The 20,255-nt window shown below is 74.1% G+C and carries 22 protein-coding genes; 16 read left to right on the top strand and 6 right to left on the bottom strand.

Going from position 1 to position 20,255, the window contains the following annotated elements; all coding sequences use genetic code 11:
• Positions 1-73: 73 nt before the first annotated feature.
• The 5 genes from ACRAKJ_RS38375 to ACRAKJ_RS38355 are packed head-to-tail and all read left to right on the top strand — an operon-like array spanning position 74 to position 5,606.
• Positions 74-1,621 (top strand): ATP-binding cassette domain-containing protein, encoded by a 1,548-nt coding sequence (locus tag ACRAKJ_RS38375; RefSeq protein WP_438922923.1) that lies wholly within the window; start codon positions 74-76, stop codon positions 1,619-1,621.
• Positions 1,621-2,691 carry an ABC transporter permease subunit gene (locus ACRAKJ_RS38370; protein ID WP_438922924.1) on the top strand — a complete coding sequence of 357 codons (1,071 nt, stop codon included), beginning with the start codon at positions 1,621-1,623 and terminating at the stop codon, positions 2,689-2,691. The genes ACRAKJ_RS38375 and ACRAKJ_RS38370 overlap by 1 nt, the downstream gene beginning before the upstream one ends.
• Positions 2,688-3,953, top strand: a complete 1,266-nt coding sequence (locus ACRAKJ_RS38365) for an ABC transporter permease subunit (protein WP_438922925.1) — start codon at positions 2,688-2,690, stop codon at positions 3,951-3,953. Before ACRAKJ_RS38370 ends, ACRAKJ_RS38365 begins: the two co-directional genes overlap by 4 nt.
• Positions 3,946-4,335 carry a cytidine deaminase gene (locus ACRAKJ_RS38360; protein ID WP_438922926.1) on the top strand — a complete coding sequence of 130 codons (390 nt, stop codon included), beginning with the start codon at positions 3,946-3,948 and terminating at the stop codon, positions 4,333-4,335. The genes ACRAKJ_RS38365 and ACRAKJ_RS38360 overlap by 8 nt, the downstream gene beginning before the upstream one ends.
• Complete coding sequence (locus ACRAKJ_RS38355; RefSeq protein ID WP_438922927.1) at positions 4,332-5,606, top strand: thymidine phosphorylase; 1,275 nt, start codon at positions 4,332-4,334, stop codon at positions 5,604-5,606. The genes ACRAKJ_RS38360 and ACRAKJ_RS38355 overlap by 4 nt, the downstream gene beginning before the upstream one ends.
• 265 nt (positions 5,607-5,871) lie before the next feature.
• On the opposite strand, the gene ACRAKJ_RS38350 is transcribed toward ACRAKJ_RS38355, so the two are convergent.
• Positions 5,872-7,095 carry a hypothetical protein gene (locus ACRAKJ_RS38350; protein WP_447008822.1) on the bottom strand — a complete coding sequence of 408 codons (1,224 nt, stop codon included), beginning with the start codon at positions 7,093-7,095 and terminating at the stop codon, positions 5,872-5,874.
• Positions 7,096-7,478: 383 nt separating this feature from the next.
• Between ACRAKJ_RS38350 and ACRAKJ_RS38345 the strand changes: the two genes are divergently transcribed.
• Positions 7,479-8,540: an adenosine deaminase gene (locus ACRAKJ_RS38345; protein ID WP_438922929.1), complete on the top strand. Its 1,062-nt coding sequence runs from the start codon at positions 7,479-7,481 to the stop codon at positions 8,538-8,540.
• A gap of 54 nt (positions 8,541-8,594) precedes the next feature.
• On the opposite strand, the gene ACRAKJ_RS38340 is transcribed toward ACRAKJ_RS38345, so the two are convergent.
• The 5 genes from ACRAKJ_RS38340 to ACRAKJ_RS38320 all read right to left on the bottom strand — a co-directional run bounded on the left by ACRAKJ_RS38340 (position 8,595) and on the right by ACRAKJ_RS38320 (position 12,274).
• A complete protein-coding gene (locus ACRAKJ_RS38340; protein ID WP_438922930.1) occupies positions 8,595-9,806 on the bottom strand; it encodes a primosomal protein in 1,212 nt (403 codons plus the stop codon).
• A 65-nt stretch (positions 9,807-9,871) separates the two neighbouring features.
• The gene (locus ACRAKJ_RS38335) at positions 9,872-10,360 is read right to left on the bottom strand and encodes a YbaB/EbfC family nucleoid-associated protein (RefSeq protein ID WP_438922931.1); all 489 of its coding nucleotides are present in this window, start codon (positions 10,358-10,360) and stop codon (positions 9,872-9,874) included.
• 22 nt (positions 10,361-10,382) lie between these two features.
• Positions 10,383-10,766, bottom strand: coding sequence for a hypothetical protein (locus ACRAKJ_RS38330; protein WP_438922932.1), 384 nt, complete (start codon positions 10,764-10,766; stop codon positions 10,383-10,385).
• Between the two features lie 4 nt (positions 10,767-10,770).
• Positions 10,771-11,949, bottom strand: coding sequence for an NlpC/P60 family protein (locus ACRAKJ_RS38325; protein ID WP_438922933.1), 1,179 nt, complete (start codon positions 11,947-11,949; stop codon positions 10,771-10,773).
• Between the two features lies 1 nt (position 11,950).
• Complete coding sequence (locus ACRAKJ_RS38320; protein ID WP_438922934.1) at positions 11,951-12,274, bottom strand: type VII secretion target; 324 nt, start codon at positions 12,272-12,274, stop codon at positions 11,951-11,953.
• Positions 12,275-12,427: 153 nt separating this feature from the next.
• Between ACRAKJ_RS38320 and ACRAKJ_RS38315 the strand changes: the two genes are divergently transcribed.
• From ACRAKJ_RS38315 to ACRAKJ_RS38270, 10 genes are all read left to right on the top strand, one after another.
• Positions 12,428-12,994 carry an SMI1/KNR4 family protein gene (locus ACRAKJ_RS38315; RefSeq protein ID WP_438922935.1) on the top strand — a complete coding sequence of 189 codons (567 nt, stop codon included), beginning with the start codon at positions 12,428-12,430 and terminating at the stop codon, positions 12,992-12,994.
• Positions 12,995-13,091: 97 nt separating this feature from the next.
• Complete coding sequence (locus ACRAKJ_RS38310) at positions 13,092-14,510, top strand: collagen-binding domain-containing protein (RefSeq protein ID WP_438922936.1); 1,419 nt, start codon at positions 13,092-13,094, stop codon at positions 14,508-14,510.
• 45 nt (positions 14,511-14,555) lie between these two features.
• A complete protein-coding gene (locus ACRAKJ_RS38305) occupies positions 14,556-15,146 on the top strand; it encodes a type II toxin-antitoxin system antitoxin SocA domain-containing protein (RefSeq protein WP_438922937.1) in 591 nt (196 codons plus the stop codon).
• Positions 15,143-15,781: a Fic family protein gene (locus ACRAKJ_RS38300; RefSeq protein WP_438922938.1), complete on the top strand. Its 639-nt coding sequence runs from the start codon at positions 15,143-15,145 to the stop codon at positions 15,779-15,781. Before ACRAKJ_RS38305 ends, ACRAKJ_RS38300 begins: the two co-directional genes overlap by 4 nt.
• A gap of 16 nt (positions 15,782-15,797) precedes the next feature.
• On the top strand, positions 15,798-16,142 hold the full coding sequence (locus ACRAKJ_RS38295; protein WP_438922939.1) for a hypothetical protein: 345 nt from the start codon (positions 15,798-15,800) through the stop codon (positions 16,140-16,142).
• A 50-nt stretch (positions 16,143-16,192) separates the two neighbouring features.
• Positions 16,193-16,723, top strand: a complete 531-nt coding sequence (locus ACRAKJ_RS38290) for an RNA polymerase sigma factor (RefSeq protein WP_447008821.1) — start codon at positions 16,193-16,195, stop codon at positions 16,721-16,723.
• Positions 16,720-17,505, top strand: coding sequence for a zf-HC2 domain-containing protein (locus ACRAKJ_RS38285; protein WP_438921704.1), 786 nt, complete (start codon positions 16,720-16,722; stop codon positions 17,503-17,505). The genes ACRAKJ_RS38290 and ACRAKJ_RS38285 overlap by 4 nt, the downstream gene beginning before the upstream one ends.
• A 14-nt stretch (positions 17,506-17,519) precedes the next feature.
• On the top strand, positions 17,520-18,305 hold the full coding sequence (locus tag ACRAKJ_RS38280; RefSeq protein WP_438921703.1) for an ATP-binding cassette domain-containing protein: 786 nt from the start codon (positions 17,520-17,522) through the stop codon (positions 18,303-18,305).
• On the top strand, positions 18,302-19,645 hold the full coding sequence (locus ACRAKJ_RS38275; protein WP_438921702.1) for a hypothetical protein: 1,344 nt from the start codon (positions 18,302-18,304) through the stop codon (positions 19,643-19,645). Before ACRAKJ_RS38280 ends, ACRAKJ_RS38275 begins: the two co-directional genes overlap by 4 nt.
• A complete protein-coding gene (locus tag ACRAKJ_RS38270; RefSeq protein WP_438921701.1) occupies positions 19,642-20,253 on the top strand; it encodes a hypothetical protein in 612 nt (203 codons plus the stop codon). The genes ACRAKJ_RS38275 and ACRAKJ_RS38270 overlap by 4 nt, the downstream gene beginning before the upstream one ends.
• Positions 20,254-20,255: the final 2 nt, after the last annotated feature.

The raw sequence follows: 20,255 nt of genomic DNA, 5'->3' as shown, positions 1-20,255 counted from the left end.
GGCCCTGCGAGCACCCTCGCAGGGCTCGGTGCGTGGTTAGCCCCGGCGCAGCCGGAGAACTGACGGAGCTTCCATGAGCACTACCACCCCTGCCGTCGTCCTGTCGGGCATCACGAAGCGCTTCCCGGGGGTCGTCGCCAACAGCGACGTCCACCTGAGCGTGCGGGCCGGCGAGGTGCACGCCCTGTGCGGCGAGAACGGCGCGGGCAAGTCCACCCTGATGAAGATCCTCTACGGGATGCAGCAGCCCGACGAGGGCACCATCGAGGTGGCCGGCAGACAGGTCCGGTTCCGCACCCCCGCCGACGCCATCAAGGCGGGCATCGGCATGGTGCACCAGCACTTCATGCTCGCCGACAACCTCACCGTGCAGGAGAACGTCGTGCTCGGCGCGGAGGCGCTGCACGGCATCGGCGGCCGGGCGCGCAAGCGCATCCAGGAGCTGGCGAAGGCCACCGGCCTGACCGTGGACCCGGGGGTCCTGGTCGAGCGGCTCGGCGTGGCCGACCGGCAGCGCGTGGAGATCCTCAAGGTCCTCTACCGGGGCGCCAAGGTGGTCATCCTGGACGAGCCGACCGCCGTGCTCGTGCCGCAGGAGGTGGACGAGCTGTTCACCACCCTGCGCGGCATGCGGGAGCAGGGCTTCACGTTCCTGTTCATCTCGCACAAGCTCGACGAGGTGCGCGCCATCGCCGACTCCGTCACGGTGATCCGCCGCGGCACCACCGTCGGCACCGCCGACCCGAAGGCCGTCAGCTCCCGCCAGCTGGCCGAGATGATGGTCGGCAGCGAGCTGCCCAGCCCGGAGACCCGCGAGTCCACCGTCACCGACCGCGTCGTGCTCAAGGTCGAGAACCTGGGCCTGGTCGCCGAGGAGGGCACCCGCCCCGTCCTCGACCGCATCGACCTGGAGGTCCGCGCGGGCGAGGTCGTCGGCATCGCCGGCGTCGAGGGCAACGGGCAGACCGAGCTGGTCGAGGCGATCATGGGCATCCGCCGCGCCCACCACGGCCGCGTGCTGCTCGGCGACCGCGACCTGACGAAGGCCGGCACGCTCCAGCGCCGCGAGGCCGGTATCGGCTACGTCCCCGAGGACCGCCACCGCCAGGGCCTGCTGCTGGAGCAGCCGCTGTGGGCGAACCGCATCCTCGGCCACCAGACGCGCCGCCCCGTCGCCAGGGGCCAGTGGCTCGACCTCGCCGGGGCCAGGAAGGACACCCAGCGGATCGTCGACGAGTTCGACGTGCGCACCCTCGGCATCGAGGTGGCCGCCGCCGCGCTGTCCGGCGGCAACCAGCAGAAGCTCGTGGTGGGCCGCGAGCTGTCCGGCGACCCGGTCCTGCTCATCGCGTCGCACCCGACCCGCGGCGTGGACGTCGGCGCCCAGGCCCTGATCTGGGACGAGATCAAGAACGCCCGCGCGCGCGGCCTCGCCGTGCTGCTGATCTCGGCCGACCTGGACGAGCTGATCGGGCTGTCCGACACCATCCGGGTGATGCTGCGCGGCCGTCTCGTGGCCGACGCGGACCCGGCCACGGTGACCCCCGAGGACCTCGGCAGCGCGATGACCGGCGCGGGCGCGGGTGCGACCGCCGCCGGTGCGGAAGTGGAAGGCGAGTGATGGGAATCCTGCGCGGCAAACTGCTGCCGCCCGTGTTGGCGATCCTGTTCTCCGCCCTGCTGTGCGGCATCGCGCTGGTCGTGTCCGGCGCCAACCCGCTGCGGGCGTTCGGGGTCATGGTGTCGCAGGTCGGCGAGGGCACCACCGCCGTCGACATCGTCAACAGCACCGGCACCTACTACATCGCGGCGCTCGCCGTCGCGATCGGGTTCCAGATGAACCTGTTCAACATCGGCGTCGAGGGCCAGTACCGGGTCGCCGCCGTCGTGGCCGCGGTCGTCGGCGGCTCGATCGTCCTGCCGCCCGGCCTGCACGCCCTGGCGGTCATCCTGACCGCCGCCGCCGTCGGCGCGCTGTGGGCCGCGGTCCCGGCGGTGCTCAAGGTGACCCGCGGCGTCAACGAGGTCATCTCGACGATCATGATGAACGGCCTCGCCCTGGGCCTCGCGGCCTACCTGATCGGCGACGACGTGTTCGGCGAGCTGCGCGGCAACAACATCCGCACCCCGGAGATCCCGGAGAGCGGCTGGGTGCCCGGCATCCCCTTCGGCTCGTCCGGCACCGTGTTCGGCCTGGTCTTCCTCGCCGCGGCGCTGGGCATCGGCTACTGGGTGATGATGAACCGCACCCGCTTCGGCTTCGAGCTGCGCGCCTCCGGCGAGTCCTCGACGGCCGCCGCCGCGGGCGGCGTGAACGCCAAGAAGATGGTCCTCGTCGCGATGCTGCTCTCCGGCGGCATCGCGGGCCTGGTCTCGATGCCCGAGATCCTGGGCCGCGACCACACGTACAACCTGAACTTCCCCGCCGGTCTCGGGTTCTCGGGCATCGCCATCGCGCTGCTCGGCCGCAACCACCCCGGCGGCATCGCGTTCGGCGCCCTGCTGTGGGCGTTCCTCGACAAGTCGGGCCTCGCCCTGGACAACGTCGGGGTGCCCCGCGAGATCGTGACGATCATGCAGGGCGCGATCGTCCTCTCCGTCGTCGTCGCCTACGAGGTGGTGCGGCGGTTCGAACTGGCCGCGCAGCAGCGCCAGGTCGGCAAGCAGCTCGGAACGGTGGGTGCGGCGTGAGTACTTCCCTGATGAACCCCTCCGAGGCACCTGCCACGGTCCCGCCGCCCCGCAAGTCCCGGAAGATCCCCGGCTGGGCGGTCGGCGCGCTCGGCGTGGCCGGCGCGGTCGTGCTGCTCTCGACCACGTCCTACCTGACCGGCGTGCCGCAGCTCACCTCGACCGGCACCATCCAGACCGCCGTCCGCCTCGCGCTCCCGATCCTGCTCGCCGCCCTCGGCGGCCTGTGGGCGGAACGCGCGGGCGTCGTGAACATCGGCCTCGAAGGCATGATGATCATGGGCACCTGGGGTGCCGCCTGGGCCGGCTACCAGTGGGGTCCCTGGGCGGCCCTCGTCTCCGCCGCCGTCTTCGGCGCGCTGGGCGGCCTGCTGCACGCGGTCGCCACGGTCACGTTCGGCGTGAACCACATCGTGTCCGGCGTGGCCATCAACCTGCTCGGCGCGGGCCTCACGAAGTACCTCTCCACGCTGATCTTCTTCCCGCTGTCGAACAACCCGCGCGAGTCCCCGGCCGTGCCGAAGTTCGACACCTACTCCGCGCCGGGCGTCTCCGACTGGCTCGCCGACCTCGAAGCGCAGCAGCGCGTGGGCCTCTCGGACGTCGCCGGCATCCTGCGCGGCCTCATCACCGGCGTCTCCCCGCTGACCATGCTCGCCATCGCCCTGGTGGTCGCCAGCTACCTGGTCCTCTGGAAGACCCGCTTCGGCCTGCGCCTGCGCTCGTGCGGCGAGAACCCGGTGGCCGCCGAGTCCCTCGGCGTCAACGTCTACCTGCACAAGTACGTCGCGGTCATCGCCTCCGGCGCCCTGGCCGGCATCGGCGGCGCGGCCCTCGTGCTCAACCCGGGCCAGCCCGGCTACCTGGAGGGCCAGACCAACGGCCGCGGCTTCATCGCCCTCGCGGCGCTGATCTTCGGCAACTGGCGCCCCGGCGGCCTCCTCGGCGGCGCGGCCCTGTTCGGCTACGCCGACGGCCTCCAGCTGCGCTCCGGCGGCCAGACGTTCCTCTCCCTCGTCTACGGCGCGGTCCTGCTCCTCGTGGTCATCGTCGTCTGGCAGCTCGTCCGCCGCCGCTGGTTCGCCGCCGCAGGCGGTTTCGTCGCCGCCGGCCTGCTCTACGCGGTGTACTACAGCGTCGACGAGGTGCCGTCCGAGCTGACCACCTACGCCCCGCACGTGGTGACGCTGATCGTGCTGGCCGTGGCGTCCCAACGGCTCCGGATGCCCGCGGCGGACGGCGTGGTGTACCGCCGTGGTTGACATCGACTGGGACGCCCTCCGCGCCAAGGCCGTGGAGGCCGCCCAGGCCGCCTACTGCCCCTACTCGAACCTCCAGGTGGGCGCCGCGGCCGTCTGCGACGACGGCCGCGTCATCACCGGCTGCAACGTCGAGAACGCCGCCTACGGCGTCGGCCTCTGCGCCGAGTGCACCCTCGCGGGCCAGCTGTTCCTCACCGGCGGCGGCAGGCTGGTCGCCCTGGCCTGCCGCAGCGGCACGGGCGAGCTGCTCATGCCGTGCGGCCGGTGCCGCCAGGTGATCTACGAGCTGGGCGGCCCGACCTGCCTGATCGACACCCCGTCCGGCATCACACCGATGACCGGTGTCCTGCCGGACGCCTTCGGACCCGGAGACCTGCCGTGAGCCACACCGCCGTGGACGTCATCAGGACCAAGCGCGACCGCGAGGCCCTGTCCGACGACCAGATCGACTGGGTGGTCGACGCCTACACGAAGGGCCGCGTCGCGGACGAGCAGATGTCCGCCCTCGCCATGGCGATCCTGCTCAACGGCATGGACGCCCGCGAAACGGCCCGCTGGACCCGCGCCATGGTCGACTCGGGCGACCGGCTCCACCTCGACGTGGGCCGCCCCACCGTGGACAAGCACTCCACCGGCGGCGTGGGCGACAAGATCACCCTCCCCCTGGCCCCGCTGGTCGCGGCCTGCGGCGCGGCCGTCCCCCAGCTCTCCGGCCGGGGCCTCGGCCACACCGGCGGCACCCTGGACAAGCTGGAGTCCATCCCGGGCTGGCGCGCCCAGCTCACCCTGGACGAGATCCAGTCGCAGCTGCGCACCGTCGGCGCCGTCGTCTGCGCCGCGACCGAGGGCCTCGCCCCCGCCGACCGGAAGCTCTACGCCCTGCGCGACGTGACCGGCACCGTCGAGGCCATCCCGCTGATCGCCTCGTCGATCATGTCGAAGAAGATCGCCGAGGGCGCGGAAGCCCTCGTCCTGGACGTCAAGGTCGGCTCGGGCGCGTTCATGAAGACGGAAGCCCGCGCACGCGCCCTGGCGGACGCCCTCGTCTCCATCGGCGTGGACCACGGCCTGGAGGTCTCCGCCCTGCTCACCGACATGTCCGTCCCCCTGGGCCGGGCGGTCGGCAACGCGGTCGAGGTGGAGGAGTCCGTGGACGTCCTCCAGGGCCGGGGCCCGCGGGACGTGGTCGACCTCACCGTCGCCCTGGCCGAGGAGATGCTGGCCAGGGCGGGCGTCACCGCCGACCCGCGGGCCGTGCTCGCCTCCGGCGAGGCGTACGAGACGTGGGCCCGCATGATCCGCGCCCAGGGCGGCGACCCGGACGCCCCCCTCCCGCGCGGCAAGCACAAGCACGTCGTCACCGCGGGTGCCACCGGCTACCTGACCACCCTGGACGCCTACGCGGTGGGCGTGGCCGCGTGGCGCCTGGGCGCGGGCCGGGCGCGCAAGGAAGACCCCGTCCAGGCCGGCGCGGGCATCCTCTGCCTGGCCAAGCCGGGCGACCGGGTCGAGGCGGACCAGCCCCTCCTGGAGCTGTACACCGACACCCCGGACGCCCTCCCCGCGGCCCTGGCCACCCTGGCGGACGCCCACCGCGTGGGCGACGAGGCACCCACCCCCACCCCCCTGCTGATCGACACGATCCGGGGCTGAGCGCAGCCGCACCCCAGGCCCTCGCGTTCTCCCCGCGCGGTTGCCTCCGGCAGGCCGTGCGGGGAGAACGCGAGCGCCCCACCCTCCTCGGCGGCCTGCCGGTCCGGCGAGGACTCTTCCTCTTTTTCTTTTCTCCCGCCCCGCCACCGCCCCCACCAGCACCAAAACAAAAATTGTCAGACCCCCAGGGCAAAATAAAAGCAGGGGCCCCCTGGGAGGGGACCCCTGCAAAGCCTTGCACCCGAACTACGTCACCCCATGCGGATCAAGCACCCTCGGCCGTGAGGTCGTCGTCGTCCCGGACGTCCGACTTGGGCCCGTTCTTCCGGGTCCGCCGCTGCGGCCGGGGCAGCGCGGTGGGCGGCGGGGGCGGGGTGGGGGAGCCGCCACCCAGGATCAGCTCCGCGAACGTGGCCATCGCCTCGTCCAGCTGACCGCCGATCCGCAGCTCCGACTCCTGGTTGCTGCGGCGCACCATGGACGCGAGCGACTCCGAGTCGGGACGCGCCGACACCGTGCCCTCGACCCGGGCGATGCCCTGCTCCACGACGCCCGACAGCTCGCCGAGCCGCGTCGCGAAGTCGTCCTCCACGGAGTCGAGCCGCGTGGTCATGGTGTCCAGGCGCGAGGTGACCTGCTCCAGGCGCTGCGCCAGCGCCTCCAGCCGGTCCGTCGCGTCGACCTGGTCGCGGGTCTCGTCCAGGGCCGCGTGCAGCGCCTCGCGCGCCTCGTCGAGCTTGCCGGTCACGGTGCTGCGCGTGTCGGCCAGCGACGAGTGCAGCGAGTCGCGCGTCTCGGTGAGCGCCCCGTGCAGCCCGTCGCGGGTGTTGTTGATGTTGTCGCGGGTCTCGTCGATGCGGCCGTGGAGCGCGTTCGTCGAGTCGGTGAGCGACCGCTGGAGCGCCTCGCGGGTGCCGTCGAGGTGCTCGTGCACGCCCTCGTCGACCTCGTCCAGGCGACCGCGCAGCGCGACCTCCAGGGCCTCGATGCGCTCGCGCAGCGGCGCGATGATCGCGTTCGGGACCTGGTCGACCTTGGTGTCCTGCTTCTCCAGGTGCGAGTCGAGGTCGTCGATGCGCTTGTGGATGTGGGAGAGCTTGTCCTCCAGGCCGTCCATCCGGCCCGCGACGCCCTCGAACCGACCGGCCACCCCGTCCAGTCGGCCGTCGAGCTGCGCGAACGGCTTGGCGAGCTTGTCGACCAGCCCGTCCACGGCGCGGCCGATGCCCTGCACGGCGTTGTCCTGCGCCTCCAGCCGGGCGAGCGCCTCGTCCAGGCGCTCGGCCAGCACGCTGACCTCGGTCCGGTCGGGCAGCTCGGACAGGCGCTTGCGAACGGAACCCAGCGACTCGAGCGGGGACATCCGCGCGTGGATCTCGTCCAGTGCGTCGAAGATCTGCTGCTGTTCGCTCTCACGGATCTCCGCGGCGCGCGTGAGCATGTTGCGCATCCGATCGAAGGACATCGTGGAGTTGCTGTTCTCGTTCACGGCTCGGGTGCCTTCGTCCAGGGGAGGGGAGACCTCCGGGAGCCTAACCAGGTTGGGGCGCGGAGCTGTACCAGCCCCCGAGGGGGACCGCCCGCAGAGACCTTCCGTGTAGTCCGTTCGAGTTACAACGACCGACCCTACCCGAAGGTAACCGCCAGACGGTGCCTGACTGCGTCGCGTGAGCATCCGCCGTGCGAGTGACTGAACCCCTGGTCGAGGTAGCGGAAAGTTCTGCATCACGACTGCACAACAACCAAACGAACCTGATCGAGTGGTTCTGCACACACCCGTCCGAGTCAAAGCCGTGATCATACCGGCTCAAGATCACCACGGCCCGCAACGACACGACGTGTCACCCGACGGACCCGTATACGGTGACGGCCATGCCGACCCCGCTTAACCAGGAGGCCCTCCGCAGCGCACCGAAGGTGTTGCTGCACGACCACCTCGACGGTGGCCTCCGACCCCAGACGGTGATCGAACTCGCCGACGCCTCCGGCCACCAGGGCCTGCCCACGACCGACCCCGTCGCGCTGGGCGGGTGGTTCCGCGACAACGCCGACTCCGGCTCGCTGGTCCGCTACCTGGAGGGCTTCGCCCACACCTGCGGGGTCATGCAGGACGAGGCCGCGCTCGTCCGCGTCGCCGCGGAGGCGGTCCAGGACCTCGCGGCCGACGGCGTCGTCTACGCCGAGATCCGGTTCGCGCCCGAGCTGTTCACCGCCAAGGGCCTGAGCATGGAGCAGGCGGTCGAGGCGGTGCTGGAGGGCTTCCGCAAGGGCGAGGAGGCCGCCGGCCGCACGATCCGCGTCGGCGCGCTGCTCTGCGCGATGCGCCAGAACGACGGCTGGCAGCGCGTCGCCGACCTGGTCGTCCGCTACCGGGACGCCGGGGTCGTCGGCTTCGACATCGCGGGCCCCGAGGCCGGGTTCCCGCCGAGCCGCGAGCTGTCCGCCTTCGAGTACCTGCGGCAGCAGAACGCGCACTTCACCATCCACGCCGCCGAGGCCGCCGGCGCCGAGTCGGCCTGGGAGGCCGTGCAGCTCGCGGGCGCCGAACGCCTCGGGCACGGCGTGCGCCTGGCCGAGGACATCAAGGGCGACGAGGTCGGCCGCCTCGCCGCCTACGTGCGCGACCGGCGCGTCGCGCTGGAGATGTGCCCCACGTCGAACGTGCACACCGGCGCCGTGCGCTCCCTCGCCGAGCACCCCATCAAGCGGATGCACGAGCTGGGCTTCCGGGTCACCGTGAACACCGACAACCGCCTGATGAGCCAGGTCTCGATGACCGGCGAGCTGGCCACCGCGGTCGAGCACTTCGGCTTCGGCTGGGAGGACCTGCGCACCTTCGCGGTCAACGCCGCGAAGGCCGCGTTCATCACCCACGACGAGCGCCGCGCGCTGATCCGGAACGTGATCAACCCCGCCTACGACGCGCTGGTCTGACGCGAACGGGGGGCGACCCCGCAAGGCCGCCCCCCGTTCCGCGTCACCACCCGGCTAGTGGACCTTCAACCGGTCCTCGAACTGCGCCACGAGCGCGCGCCACGCCGTCACCTCGTCGTCGAACGGCGCACTGGGCGCCAGTCGCGTCGGGTCCGGCTTGAGCACGTAGTTGACCAGCCACCCCAGCCGCTCGGACCCGTTGAGCGCCACCTTCACGGTGTCGTCGTGGGCCCACTCGCCGGTGTCCTCCAGCAGCTCCACGACCAGGTCGAGCTGCGTCGGGTCCACCGCGTCCGGACCGTCGGCGATGTCCTCGTCCAGGCCGGTGAGCACGTAGACGTTGTCCGGGTCGACCTCGACCTCCAGGTCGCCGCCGGTCGCCTTGGTGACCAGCTCGCCCCAGGTCGAGACCTCGGTCATGTCGTTGTCGTCGGCCTCGACGATGAACCGGGCCAGCGCGCGCGGCGAGCCGAACGCGTCGATCTTGCCCTTGCGGCCCAGGAACACCGGCTGGTCGTCCAGGTAGCAGCGCAGCGTGTAGTACTCGCCCGCGCCGCTGATGATCTTGATCGGGTCGATGCCGACCTCGCCCCAGAAGCCGACCGGCTCGTCGTCGCCGTCCTCGTCGTCCTCGTCGGACCCGGCCGTGGCGGCGGCGTTGGCCTCCTCGAACGCGGCCAGCTCCTCCTGCGCCACCTTCAGCACCGTCTCGTCGACGTCGGGCGTCGTCACGACCTCGTCGATCGCGTCGAGCACCTCGTCCCACTTGTCCGAGACGACCTGGGCGATCTCGGTCCACAGCGCCTGGCCCTCGCGGCCGGTGAACGGCAGCGTGCCCTGCGGCAGCAGCGCGAAGCCCTCCGCCGAGTCCAGGATCTCGTGCACCTTCTCCAGCTCGCACACGTCCGCCAGCGACCGCACGATCGAGATCACGTCCGCCAGCTCGCCGATCACCCAGGTGTCGGGCTCCTCGGCGACCAGCTCCGGCACGCCGACCAGGTCGAACTGGTGGTTGTCGTCCGGGGACAGCTCACCGACCGTCAGCGCGGGCACCACGTGCCACGCCGGGTGGTCGGTCAGGTCGTGCTCCTCGGCCGTGCGCACGAACGCCGCCAGGTGGGCGGCGTCGGGAAAGACGTACAGGTCCTCCTCGTGGCCGAGGAACGCCTCCCACTCCTCGCCCTCTTCCCGCCAGCGTGGGGCCCACAGGGTGACGACATCACCCTGGGTCAACCCCAGCTCGATCGGGACGATGTCCTGTGCCATCCGACCTCCCGGTCACGCCATGCCCCTTTGCGATGCGGGGGCAAGACTACGGGGTCGATCACCGGCTACTGCCGTTGACCACGGAAAGGGTCGGCGAAGTAGTCGTCGTCGTCCTCCGGCTCGACGGGTCGTCCCCGTCGCGGGGCCCGCCCGACCTGACCTGCCCAGGGCGGCGGCGGGCCGGGCGGGCTCACCGGGGGTGCGGTGGGCACGGCCTCCCGCGCCCGGTTCGGGTTCCCGCGCACCGCGAACGGCGGCGGTCCGGCGAACGCCTCCACCGCCATCGCCACGCCGTCACCCAGCGACTTCGCCAGCTCGTCGTAGCTCTTCTGCACGGCCGCGTCGGTGGCCAGCGCCGCCGTCTCCACGACCAGCGCGCCCACCGCCCCCGGTCCGCGCGCCAACGCCGCCGGGTGCAGGTCGAGGGCCACCAGGTCGCCGTTGGCCGTCGCCGTGACCCGCGCCAGCCCCGACGGGTGCTCCGCGCTGCCCGTCGTCCGCGCGAGGACCGAGGTCAGGGTCTCCGCGGCCGCCAGCCGCTCCTCCGCGCTCATCGCGGGCCACTCCCGTCGAAGCTCATCGCAGGTAACCCCCGTCGAGGTCGTCGTCGGCACCGCGCTCCGGGCCGGGCTCGAACCCGATCCCGGCCAGCGCGGCCAGCGCCTCCGGCCCGGCGACCCGCTCCAGCGAGCGGTGCGCCCGGCTCGCCGCGTCCCGCGACGCCCGCCGCGACACCCGCAGGATCTCGTCGGCCAACGCGCGCGGCCCCATGCCCAGCGCCGCCGGCGACACCCGCACCTCGCGCGGTGGTCCCCCCGGCGGGGCCACCACGGTGACCGCGCCGTCCGGCGACGAAGCACGGCCCAGCACCGGCCCGGTGCGCGCCACGTGCTCGGCGACCCGCCGCCCGGTGTCCGCGACCCGCCGGGCCGCCCTCCCCACCCCGTCCACCTCGTCCACGTCGTCAGCCCGTCGGTCGGTAGAAGCCGTAGAAGGACATGCCGCTGTTGCCGGTGCGGATCGCGCCCACCTGCACCGGGTCGCCCGCCTCCACCATCTGCCCGTTGCCGATGACCATGGCCACGTGCCCGTCCCAGACCACCAGGTCGCCGGGCAGCAGCTGGTCGGCGGGCACGGACGCGCCCATCGCCTGCGACGACGCGGGCCGCGGCAGGTCGAACCCGGCGCCCGCGTACGCCCACTGCGTCAGGCCGCTGCAGTCCGTGCCCTGCGGCGGGTTCGCGCCACCCCACACGTACGGGGTGCCCAGCGCCGACAGCGCGTTGCGCACGGCCCGCGCCGCGGTCTCGTTGGGCGCCTCGGCGGAGCTGCCGTCCGGCAGGTTCACGCCCACGCCGGTCCCGGGCTGGGGCGGGATGGCCACCGGCAACCGCGGCCCGCTGCCACCACCCCCGCCCGAACCGCCACCGGACCCGCCACCCGAACCCCCACCGGCCCCGTTGCCGCCGCCGCTCCCACCATTACCGCTGCCGCTGCCGTTGTTGCTGCCGTTGCCGTTGTTGCCGCCGCCGGCGTCGCCGACGGACGAGGTGGACGTGGTCCCGCCGCTCTCCGCGCCCAACGGCGCGCCCAGCCCGGCGAAGTCCGGCTGCTGGAGCCCCTGCAACCGGGTGACCGCGGCGGTCAGCTCGGTGCGGACCCGCTCCAGCTCCCGGCCGGTCTTCCCCTCGTACTCACGCGCCTTGGCGGTCACCTCGGCCGCGACCGCGAGCACCGCGCCGATCCCGCCCAGCACCGACGCCGCCGCGGCCGCCGCGAGCCGGGGCCAGGCCCAGCCGGTGAACTCGTCGATCAACCCCCGGATCGCCGCGCGCCCGGACGTGACCGCGTCCACGGCGGTGGTCACCGCCTGCTGGGTGGTCGTCGCGTTGCGGGCCAGCGCGCCCACGCCGGTCGAGAACGCGGACACCCGCTCCTGGAACGCGTTCGCCTTCTCGCCGTACCAGCCGGCCAGCGCGGCGTTCGCGGCGCCGGTGTGCCGGCCGTCGACCTCGGCCAGCGCCGAGGACGCCCGCCCGAAGGCGTCGGCCGCGCCCGACGCGCCGCCGGTGTCGCCCTCCAGCCGCGCCAGGTGGTCCTCCATCGGCTGGACCAGGCCCGCGAGGAAACCTCCGACGTCCACGTCAGACCCGGTAGGTCCGGCCGAGGTCGGCGCTCGTGCGCGCCTCCTGCTCCACGTACGCCTCGCCGGACTTCCGCACGGCGTCGGCGAACCCGGTCAACCCGGCCGCCGCGGCGGCCACCCCGTCCACCTGGGCCTGCGCCGCCCGCTGGAAGGCCGCGCCCAGGCCCACCTCGTCGCCGATCCGGCCGAAGCTGCCGGCGGCCAACGACGTCGTGCCCGCCAACGTCGACGTACCGACCTCGCCGACCTCGCCCGCCAACCCCGAGGCAGCGCTGCCGTACGCCGACAGCGCCGCGGTGTCGACGCCGAAACCCCGTTCCACGTTCGCGTCCCCCTGCGATGCCCTCTCGCGCCCCGGAAGGGCGCCCTGCGGCCACGATCCTGCCCGATGCCGGTCCCGCCCGTGCGGCGTTCCGGCGGATCGTGCCCCGATGAGCGGTACCGCGCCGGGGTATCGCGACCTGATCATGTACGGGTGGGTGTTTTGCGCCATTGGCAACGGATCGTGGCGTGGCTGGACGACCACGCCCCCTCGACCGGATCGGTGTTCGTGCCCCCCGAGGGCACCGCCGCCGTCGAGGCGCTGTCCGCTGCCACCGGCCTGGACCCGCCCGAGGACCTGCGCGCGTGGTGGACGGTCTGCGGCGGCACCGTCGACCTGGCGTTCGCCGAGGTCCTGCCGCCGTTCTACACGCCGCTCGGCCCGTCGAACTCGCTGCGCTCCTGGCGGCTCAAGGAGCCGTTCCGGCCCGAGGAGCTCGACACCGAGGCCGGGTCGCCGACCACCGGGTTCCACCCGAAGTGGCTGCCGATCGCGTTCGACGGCTGCGGCGACGCCCTGGCCGTGGACCTGCGGCCCGGCGTGCTGTCCGGCTGCGTGGTGGAGTGGGACCGCGAGGCGGGCGAGATGCTCAAGCCGGAGTGGACGAGCATCGACGAGATGCTGGACCTGGTCGCCACGGCCCTGGAGCACCGCGGCCCGCTCGGGCACTGCGAACCGCTCGTCACCGCCGACGGCAGGCTGGGCTGGCGCACGAACTAGTCCACACCTGAGGGTGAACCCGCGTGCGTGCCGACGAGCCGCCGCGCGTGGGCCGCGGTTGGCTCCCTGGAGTCGTCGTCCTCCCCGGGAGCCGAGAATGCGCACCAGTCGCACCGGAGTCGTCGGTCTCGCCGCGGCGCTCGCCGTCGCCGTCGCCGCGATCGGGTGGGCACCCGCCCACCCGCGTGCCGCCGCGGTCAACCCGGTGCGCCCGGTGGCGCCGGACGACGTGGCGCTCGACCCGAGCCACGGGTTCCTGGTGCTCGTCGAGGGCGACGCGGTCCTGCACGAGAACGAGACCGAGGGTCCGGTCGCGATCGGCGGTGACCTCCGGTTCCGCACCTACCAGGTGGGGGCGAACAACCCCGGTACCCACACGCTGCCCGGTGACGACCGGCCGACCAGCCTCGTCGTCGGCGGCCGGGCCGACTTCGCGAACAGCGCGCCCGGTTCGCTGCTGAACGTGCTCGACCGGTCGTACGCCAAGATCGGCGACCTGTCGGCGGCCGGCGTGCTGCCCTCGGGCGGTGTGACGTTCGTGGTGCCGTCCGGCGGCGACCAGGGCACCCGGCCCGCCGTGGTGGTGCAGACCGCGCAGCCCGCCGGGTCGGTGGGCGGGCCGAGCGGGTTCGACTTCCCCGCGCTGTTCGCCGCCTACCGGGCGGTCAACGCCGACCTGTCCGCCTGCCCGTCCACCGTCGTGCTGCGCGACCAGAACGGGCAGGCGCCCTGGAACGGCGTCGACCCCACCGCCACGATCGGCCTCCGGCCCGGCGGGAACGTGCTGACGCTGACCCCGGAGCAGGTGGCGGCGCTGGACAACGTCAACCCGCTGAACGGGGCGCTCCAGCCCGGCGAGCAGGCGTGGCTGGTCGTCAACGTCGCCGCGACCGGCGACTACTCGTGGTCGGTGCCGAACGTGAGTTGGCAGGGCAACGGGCCGTCGCGGCACGTGCTGTGGAACTTCACCACCTCGGGGACGATCACGCTGCCCGCCGGCACGCCGACCGTGTGGGGGACGGTGTACGCGCCGAACGCGACCCTGGTCGACGACAGCTCGGCCAACGTCGAGGGCGCGGTGGTGGTGCGCACCCTCGTGCACGGCTCGGCCGGGGCCAGTGGCGGCGAGATCCACTACGCGCCGTTCGCGGACCGCGTGGCCTGCGACACGCAGCCGACCACGACGCAGCCCACGACGACGCAGCCGACCACCACGGCCCAGCCCACGACGCAGCCGACCACGACGCAGCCGACCACGACCGGTTCGACGGAGCCCCCGACCACCACCCACCCGCCGACGGCCACCCCCTCCAGCAGCCACCCGGCCGCCGTCACCCCCACCCCGGCCACCCCCGCCCCGGTCACGCCCGCCCCCGTCACGCCCACCGCACCCGCGTCAGGCCACCTGGCCACCACCGGCTCCCCGCTCAGCGGGTTCCCGCTGCTCGGCGGCCTGCTCGTGCTGGCAGGCGCGGCCGTGCTGGCGGCGACCGGCCGCCCCCGCCGTGACCGGTGATCCGGTAGAATCGGTACTCCCAGCTCACAGCCCTGCGGAGGTGGCATGGCGAACGTCCACGACGTGGCCGCGGCCGTGCTCGCCGCGACCGGCCCCGAGTCGCCGATGAAGCTCCAGAAGCTCCTCTACTACGCCCAGGCGTGGCACCTGGCCGAGCACGACGAGCCGCTGTTCGACGCGCGGATCGAGGCGTGGCGGCGCGGACCGGTCGTGCCCGAGGTCTACCACCGCCACCAGGGCCGCTCCGAGGTCTTCGCCTGGGAGGAGGGCGACCCCGGCGCGCTGGACGAGCGGGGGCGCGCGGTCGTCGGCTCGGTCGTGCAGCGCTACGGCCACTTCAGCAGGCACGAGCTGAGCGACATGGCGCACGCGGAGGAACCGTGGCGCGTGGCGCGCGGCGACCTGCCGGAGTCCGAGCCCAGCGACGAGGCGTTGCGGCACGACGTGATGGCCCGCTACTTCCGCCGCCTGACCCGCACCCCCGACCAGGCGTTCGCCGACGCGGTCGCGAGCGTCCGCCTGGAGGGGCTGGACGTGCCGGAGGAGACGGTGGCGTCGATGCGCGCCATCGCGGCCGGCGAGCTGACGGTGGACGAGGCGATCGCCCGGGAGATCGAGGCGCTGCGCGGGTCGTGACCCTCGACGACCCACCCGCCGAAAGGCCCCGGAACGGCGCGGGCGCGCAGGACTACGCGCCCCACGACGACCCGTACGCGGACCCGGTGACGGGGGTCCTGCTCAACAAGCTCGGCCTGACCGACAAGCGGACCTGCGACGAGGCCGAGGCGCGCCTGAGCGCGATCCGCATCGGCGAGCTGGAGATCCGGCCGCTGCCCGGCCCCTACGACCTGGCGCACCTGCGGGCGTTCCACCGGCACGTCTTCGGCGACCTGTACCCGTGGGCGGGGGAGCTCAGGCGGGTGAACATCGCCCGGACGGTCCCGTTCGCCGGGTGGCAGCACGTCGAGCGGTACGCCGGGTGGCTGTTCGAGGAGCTGCGCAAGGAGCTGTACCTGCGCGGGCTGGACCGGGAGCGGCTCCTGGACCGGTTCACGTTCTACTTCGCCGAGGTCAACGCCCTGCACCCGTTCCGGGAGGGCAACGGTCGCGCGCAGCGGGCGTTCTTCGCCCAGCTCGCGCTGGAGGCGGGGTGGCACGTCGCGGTCGCCGGGCTCGACCCGGTGGCGTTCGCGGACGCGTGCCGGGAGGGCATGACCGGGCCGCCGGACGCCCTGCGCGCGGTGTTCGACGGGGTCTTGGGGCCCGCCTGACGGGGTACCCGGCGGCATGACCAGCTACGAGTACCGGGCGCCGGTCGGGATGGCCGCGCAGGAGCTGTTCGGCTTCCTCGCGCGCCCCGGCAGCCTGCCCCAGCACCTGCCCGGACTGTCCGCGACGACCCCGGGCGTCGACCACGACCGCCGGGTCGTGACGTGGGACGAGAACGGCTACCGCGGCGAGCTGACCGTGGTCGACGACGGCGCCGGGCAGAGCGAGATCGTGGTCGTCGTCGAGACCGAGAACGGCGGTGACGTGCGCAAGGAGTTGGCGGAGGCGGTCGCCGCGGTGTCCCACCGGGCCACCGCCGAGGCCGAGACGAGCGCCACCGCGGAGGAGAACAGCTGGTACTGATGTGACGCAGGTCACGTAAAACCGAGAACCTCGTCCGGGGGTCGGTCGTCTTGCCGGGTGTGGACGAGGAGCAGTTGGTGCGCGCGGTCGCCGGGGGCGACCGCGCGGCCTTCGAGGAGCTGTACCGGCGGACGTCGCCGTGGCTCGCCGTGCGCCTGCGCCGCCGGTGCTCGGACGAGCAGGTCGTCGCCGAGGTGATGCAGGAGACGTACCTGGCGGTGTGGCGGGCGGCGGGCTCGTTCGCGGGCGCGGCGGTGGACGGCACGGCCGTCGGCTGGCTGTGGACGATCGCGGCCCGCCGCCTGGTCGACGCGTTCCGCCGGCGCGCCCGGGAGGACCGGGTGCCGCCCGTCGCGCGGGCCGTGCCCGCCGCCGAGGACGAGGTCCTGGCCGGCGCGCTGGGCGACGAGGTGGGCGGCGCGCTGCGCGACCTCGCCCCCGAACTCCGCCAGGTCCTCCAGGCGATGGTGCTCGACGGGCTGACCGTGCGCGAGACCGCCGTCCTGCTCGGGGTGCCCGAGGGCACCGTGAAGACCCGCGCTCGGCGGGCGCGCATCGCGATGCGGGAGGCACTGTCATGAGCGAGCACGCAGCCGAAGGCGAGCACGCGTCGGCCGACCTGGTCGCCCGCTACGCCGCGGGCGACGACCTGCCCGCCGACGTGCTGTGGGCCGTCGAAGCGCACCTGGAGACCTGCGCGCTGTGCCGGCTGCGGCTGGCCGACGCGGCTCCACCCCGGGTCACCGCCCTGACCGCGGCCGTGTGGGCGGACCTCGACCTGCCCGGCGACCCCGCGCCCCGGCGCCGGTTCGCCCGCCGCGTGGCGCCCGCGTTCCTGCCCTGGCTGGCGACGACGGCGCTCGTGCTGCTCGGGACGCTGTTCCTGGACGCCGTCACGCCCACCGGTGCGGCGGTGTCCGCGGTGCTGCTGATCGCGCCGATCGTGCCCGTCCTGGGCGTGGCCGGCGCCTGGACCGGCTCCCTGGACCCGGCCCGCGAACTCGTCCTGTCCACGCCGCGCGCCGGTCTCGAACTGGTCCTGCGGCGGACGTTCGCCGTGCTGCTCGTGGTGCTGCCGCCGCTGCTGGTGGGCGGCTGGCTGACCGGGGCGTCCCCGGCGTACTGGCTGCTGCCGTCCCTGGGCGTCACCTCGGTGGCGCTCGCCCTCGGCAGCGTGCTCGGCGTGCGCCGGGCCGCGATCACCGCCGCCGCCCTGTGGGTGGCGCTGGTGATCGGCCCGGCGGTGGTGCTCGGCGACGTGCCCGGCGTGCTCGCGCCGGGCGCGGCGCCCCTGTGGGCGGCGGCGCTGACGGGGGGCGCCGCCGCCGTGTTCTTCAGGTCCGCGTCCTACGCGCGGCTGTGACGGAGGAGGAAGCGGTGCGTGCAGTGGGAGCGGCGGAGGTCGCGCCGACGGGGTACGCCTGGCAGGTCCGGGCGGAGGGGTTGCGCGTCCGCGCGGGCAGGAGGGTCGCGGTCGACGGGCTCGACCTGCGGCTCGGCCGCGGGGTGCACGGCCTGCTCGGGCCGAACGGCGCGGGCAAGACGACGTTGATCCGGTCGCTGGCGACCGTGCTGAAGCCCTCCGGCGGCACGCTGGAGGTGCTCGGCTCGGCCACGTCCGGGACGGCGGACCTGCGCGCGCTGCGCCGCCGCCTGGGCTACCTGCCCCAGGACTTCGGCTACTACAAGAGGTTCACGGTGCGCGAGTTCGTCGAGTACGTGGCCTGGCTCAAGGAGGTGCCCGAGCGCGACGTGCCGGGCGCCGTGCAGCGGGCCGTCGAACGGGTCGGGCTCGCCGACCGCGCCGACGACAAGCTCAAGACCCTGTCCGGCGGCATGGTGCGGCGGGCCGGCATCGCGCAGGCCATCGTCAACGACCCCGAGGTGCTGCTGCTGGACGAGCCGACCGCCGGGCTCGACCCGGGCCAGCGGGTGCGGTTCCGCGAGCTGCTGGGCGAGCTGGGCGCGGACGCGTGCGTGGTCGTGTCCACGCACCTGGTGGAGGACGTGGCGGCGGCGTGCGACGACGTCGTGCTGGTCGCCGCGGGCAAGCTCGTGTTCCAGGGCACGCCCGCCGGGCTGGCCGCCGCCGGCGGGCCCGACGACGTCGGCGACAGCCCCATCGAGCGCGGCTACTCGGCGCTGCTGGGGCGTGCCTGGTGAAGATCCTCGGCATCGAACTGCGGCGCACCGCGGCCGTGGTGGTCGCGGTCCTGACCGCGCTGGTCGTGCTGCTCATGCTGAACTGGGGGCCGTCGACGAAGAACAGCACCGCGTGGACCCGGCAGTGGTCGTCGATGGTCGAGTGGAGCCGGTTCATGCTGGTCTTCGCCGTGCCGCTGGTGCTGGGCGCGGGCGCGCTCCAGGGGATGCGCGACCGGCGCTCGGGCGTCGACGAGCTGTTCGCCACGACGCCGCGACCGCGCGCCCAGCGGGTCGGCCGGACGCTCGGCGCGTTCGCCGTCGCCCTGGGCGCCGCCTACCTGCTCGTCCTCGTCGTCGGCGCGACGCGGGTCGTGCGGGCCACCGACCACTTCCACTGGGCGTGGCTGCCGGTCGCGCTGGTCGGCGTGCTCGCGCTGGTCGGTTCCGCGTGGCTCGGCCTGGGCGTGGGGCGGGTCCTGCCGTCGGCGCTGACGCCGCCCGTGCTGGCCGGGGTCGGGCTGGCGCTGATGGTGTTCGGCCAGGGGCCGGTGGGGGAGACCTTCCGCCTGACCCTGCTGCGGCCGGCCGTCCCGATGCCCGAGAGCGTGTTCGAGCGCACGGCCCCGCTCGTGTCCGCCGGCCAGGCGGTGTGGTTCACCGGCGTGGCCGTGACCGGCGCGCTGCTGTTCGCGCTGCGGCGGTGGTGGCTCGGGCTGCTGCCGCTGGTCGTGGCGGGCGCGGTCGCCGTGCCGCTGCTGCCGGGCAGCCCGGCGGAGGCCGTGGTGGCCGACCGGCGGGCGGCCGAGGTCGTCTGCGAGGGGCAGCTGTGCCTGACCCGGGCGCACGAGAACGAGCGCGCGGCCCTGGAGCCGCCGGTGCGGGAGGCGTTGCGGCTGCTGGCCGCGCTGCCGTCGCCGCCGACCGCCGTGCGGGAGGTCGTGGGGACCGCGGGGCGGCTCGACCGGCGCGGTCCCGAGCCGACCGACGTGGTGCCGGTGGACCTGGACGAGTTCACCTACTTCCGCTCGGTCACGCCGGTGACGCCGGAGCAGGTGACGAGGTTCCTCGTCGCCGGGGCGGGCACGCGCACGTGCTACGGGGAGCGAGTCCCCGACGAGGTGTCCCGCGAGGTGGCCGCCAGGACGGTGCTGACGTCGTGGCTCACCGGGGAGTTGGAGCCCCTGCCCCTGTACCGGCAGTGGCTCGGCGAGGAGATCGACGCCCTGAGCCGCACGGCGTGGGACGCGCTGCGCGCCCTGCCCGAGGCGGACCAGGCGGCCCGCGTGCAGGCGACCCGCGAGGTCCTCGCGGCCTGCTCCGGCGACGCCCTGCGGACGCTGACCGGCGGCACGTCGTGACCGCGGCCCGGTGGCTGGTGCTGCACGCCCGGTCGAGGGAGGTGCCCGCGTCGCTCGCGGTCGCCGCGGTGGGCGCGGTCGGCGCGGTGCTGCTCGGCGGGCTCGACCGGCCCGGCGGCTCGCCGCAGCTCACCGCCTTCGGGGCGGCCGTGGGGGTGTCCGCGCTGGCGGCCGGGTTCGGCGGCCACGACGTCGACCTCGACCGGACCGCCGCGTTCCGCTGGCCGCCGCGCCGGGCCGCGCACCTGCTGCTCGGGGCGGCGGTCGTGGTCGGCCTGCTGCTGGCGGTCGGCCTGGCGGTCGACCTGCTGTCGGCGGTCGGGTCGGTCGCCGACCCGACCGCCCCGGACGCGGTCGTGCTGCGCGACGTGGCCGGGTTCGGCGGGCTGGCGGCGCTGGGCGCGGTGCTGTTCGGCGCGCGCGCCGCGTGGGTGCCGCCGACGGCCTGGGCGGGGGCCACGCTCGTCGTCCCGCCCGGCGAGAGGTGGGCCGAACGGGTCCTGACCTGGCACGTGCAACCCGCCGGCACGACCGCGGCCACGTTGACCGCGGTCGTGCTGGGCGTCACCGGCCTGCTGGCCTACAGCGCGGTCGGCTGCCGCCGCTGAAA

It is taken from the genome of Saccharothrix sp. DSM 118769, from assembly GCF_052936295.1.
The sequence above is the reverse complement of the archived record's forward strand: the minus strand, read 5'-3'. Positions and strand labels throughout refer to the sequence as shown.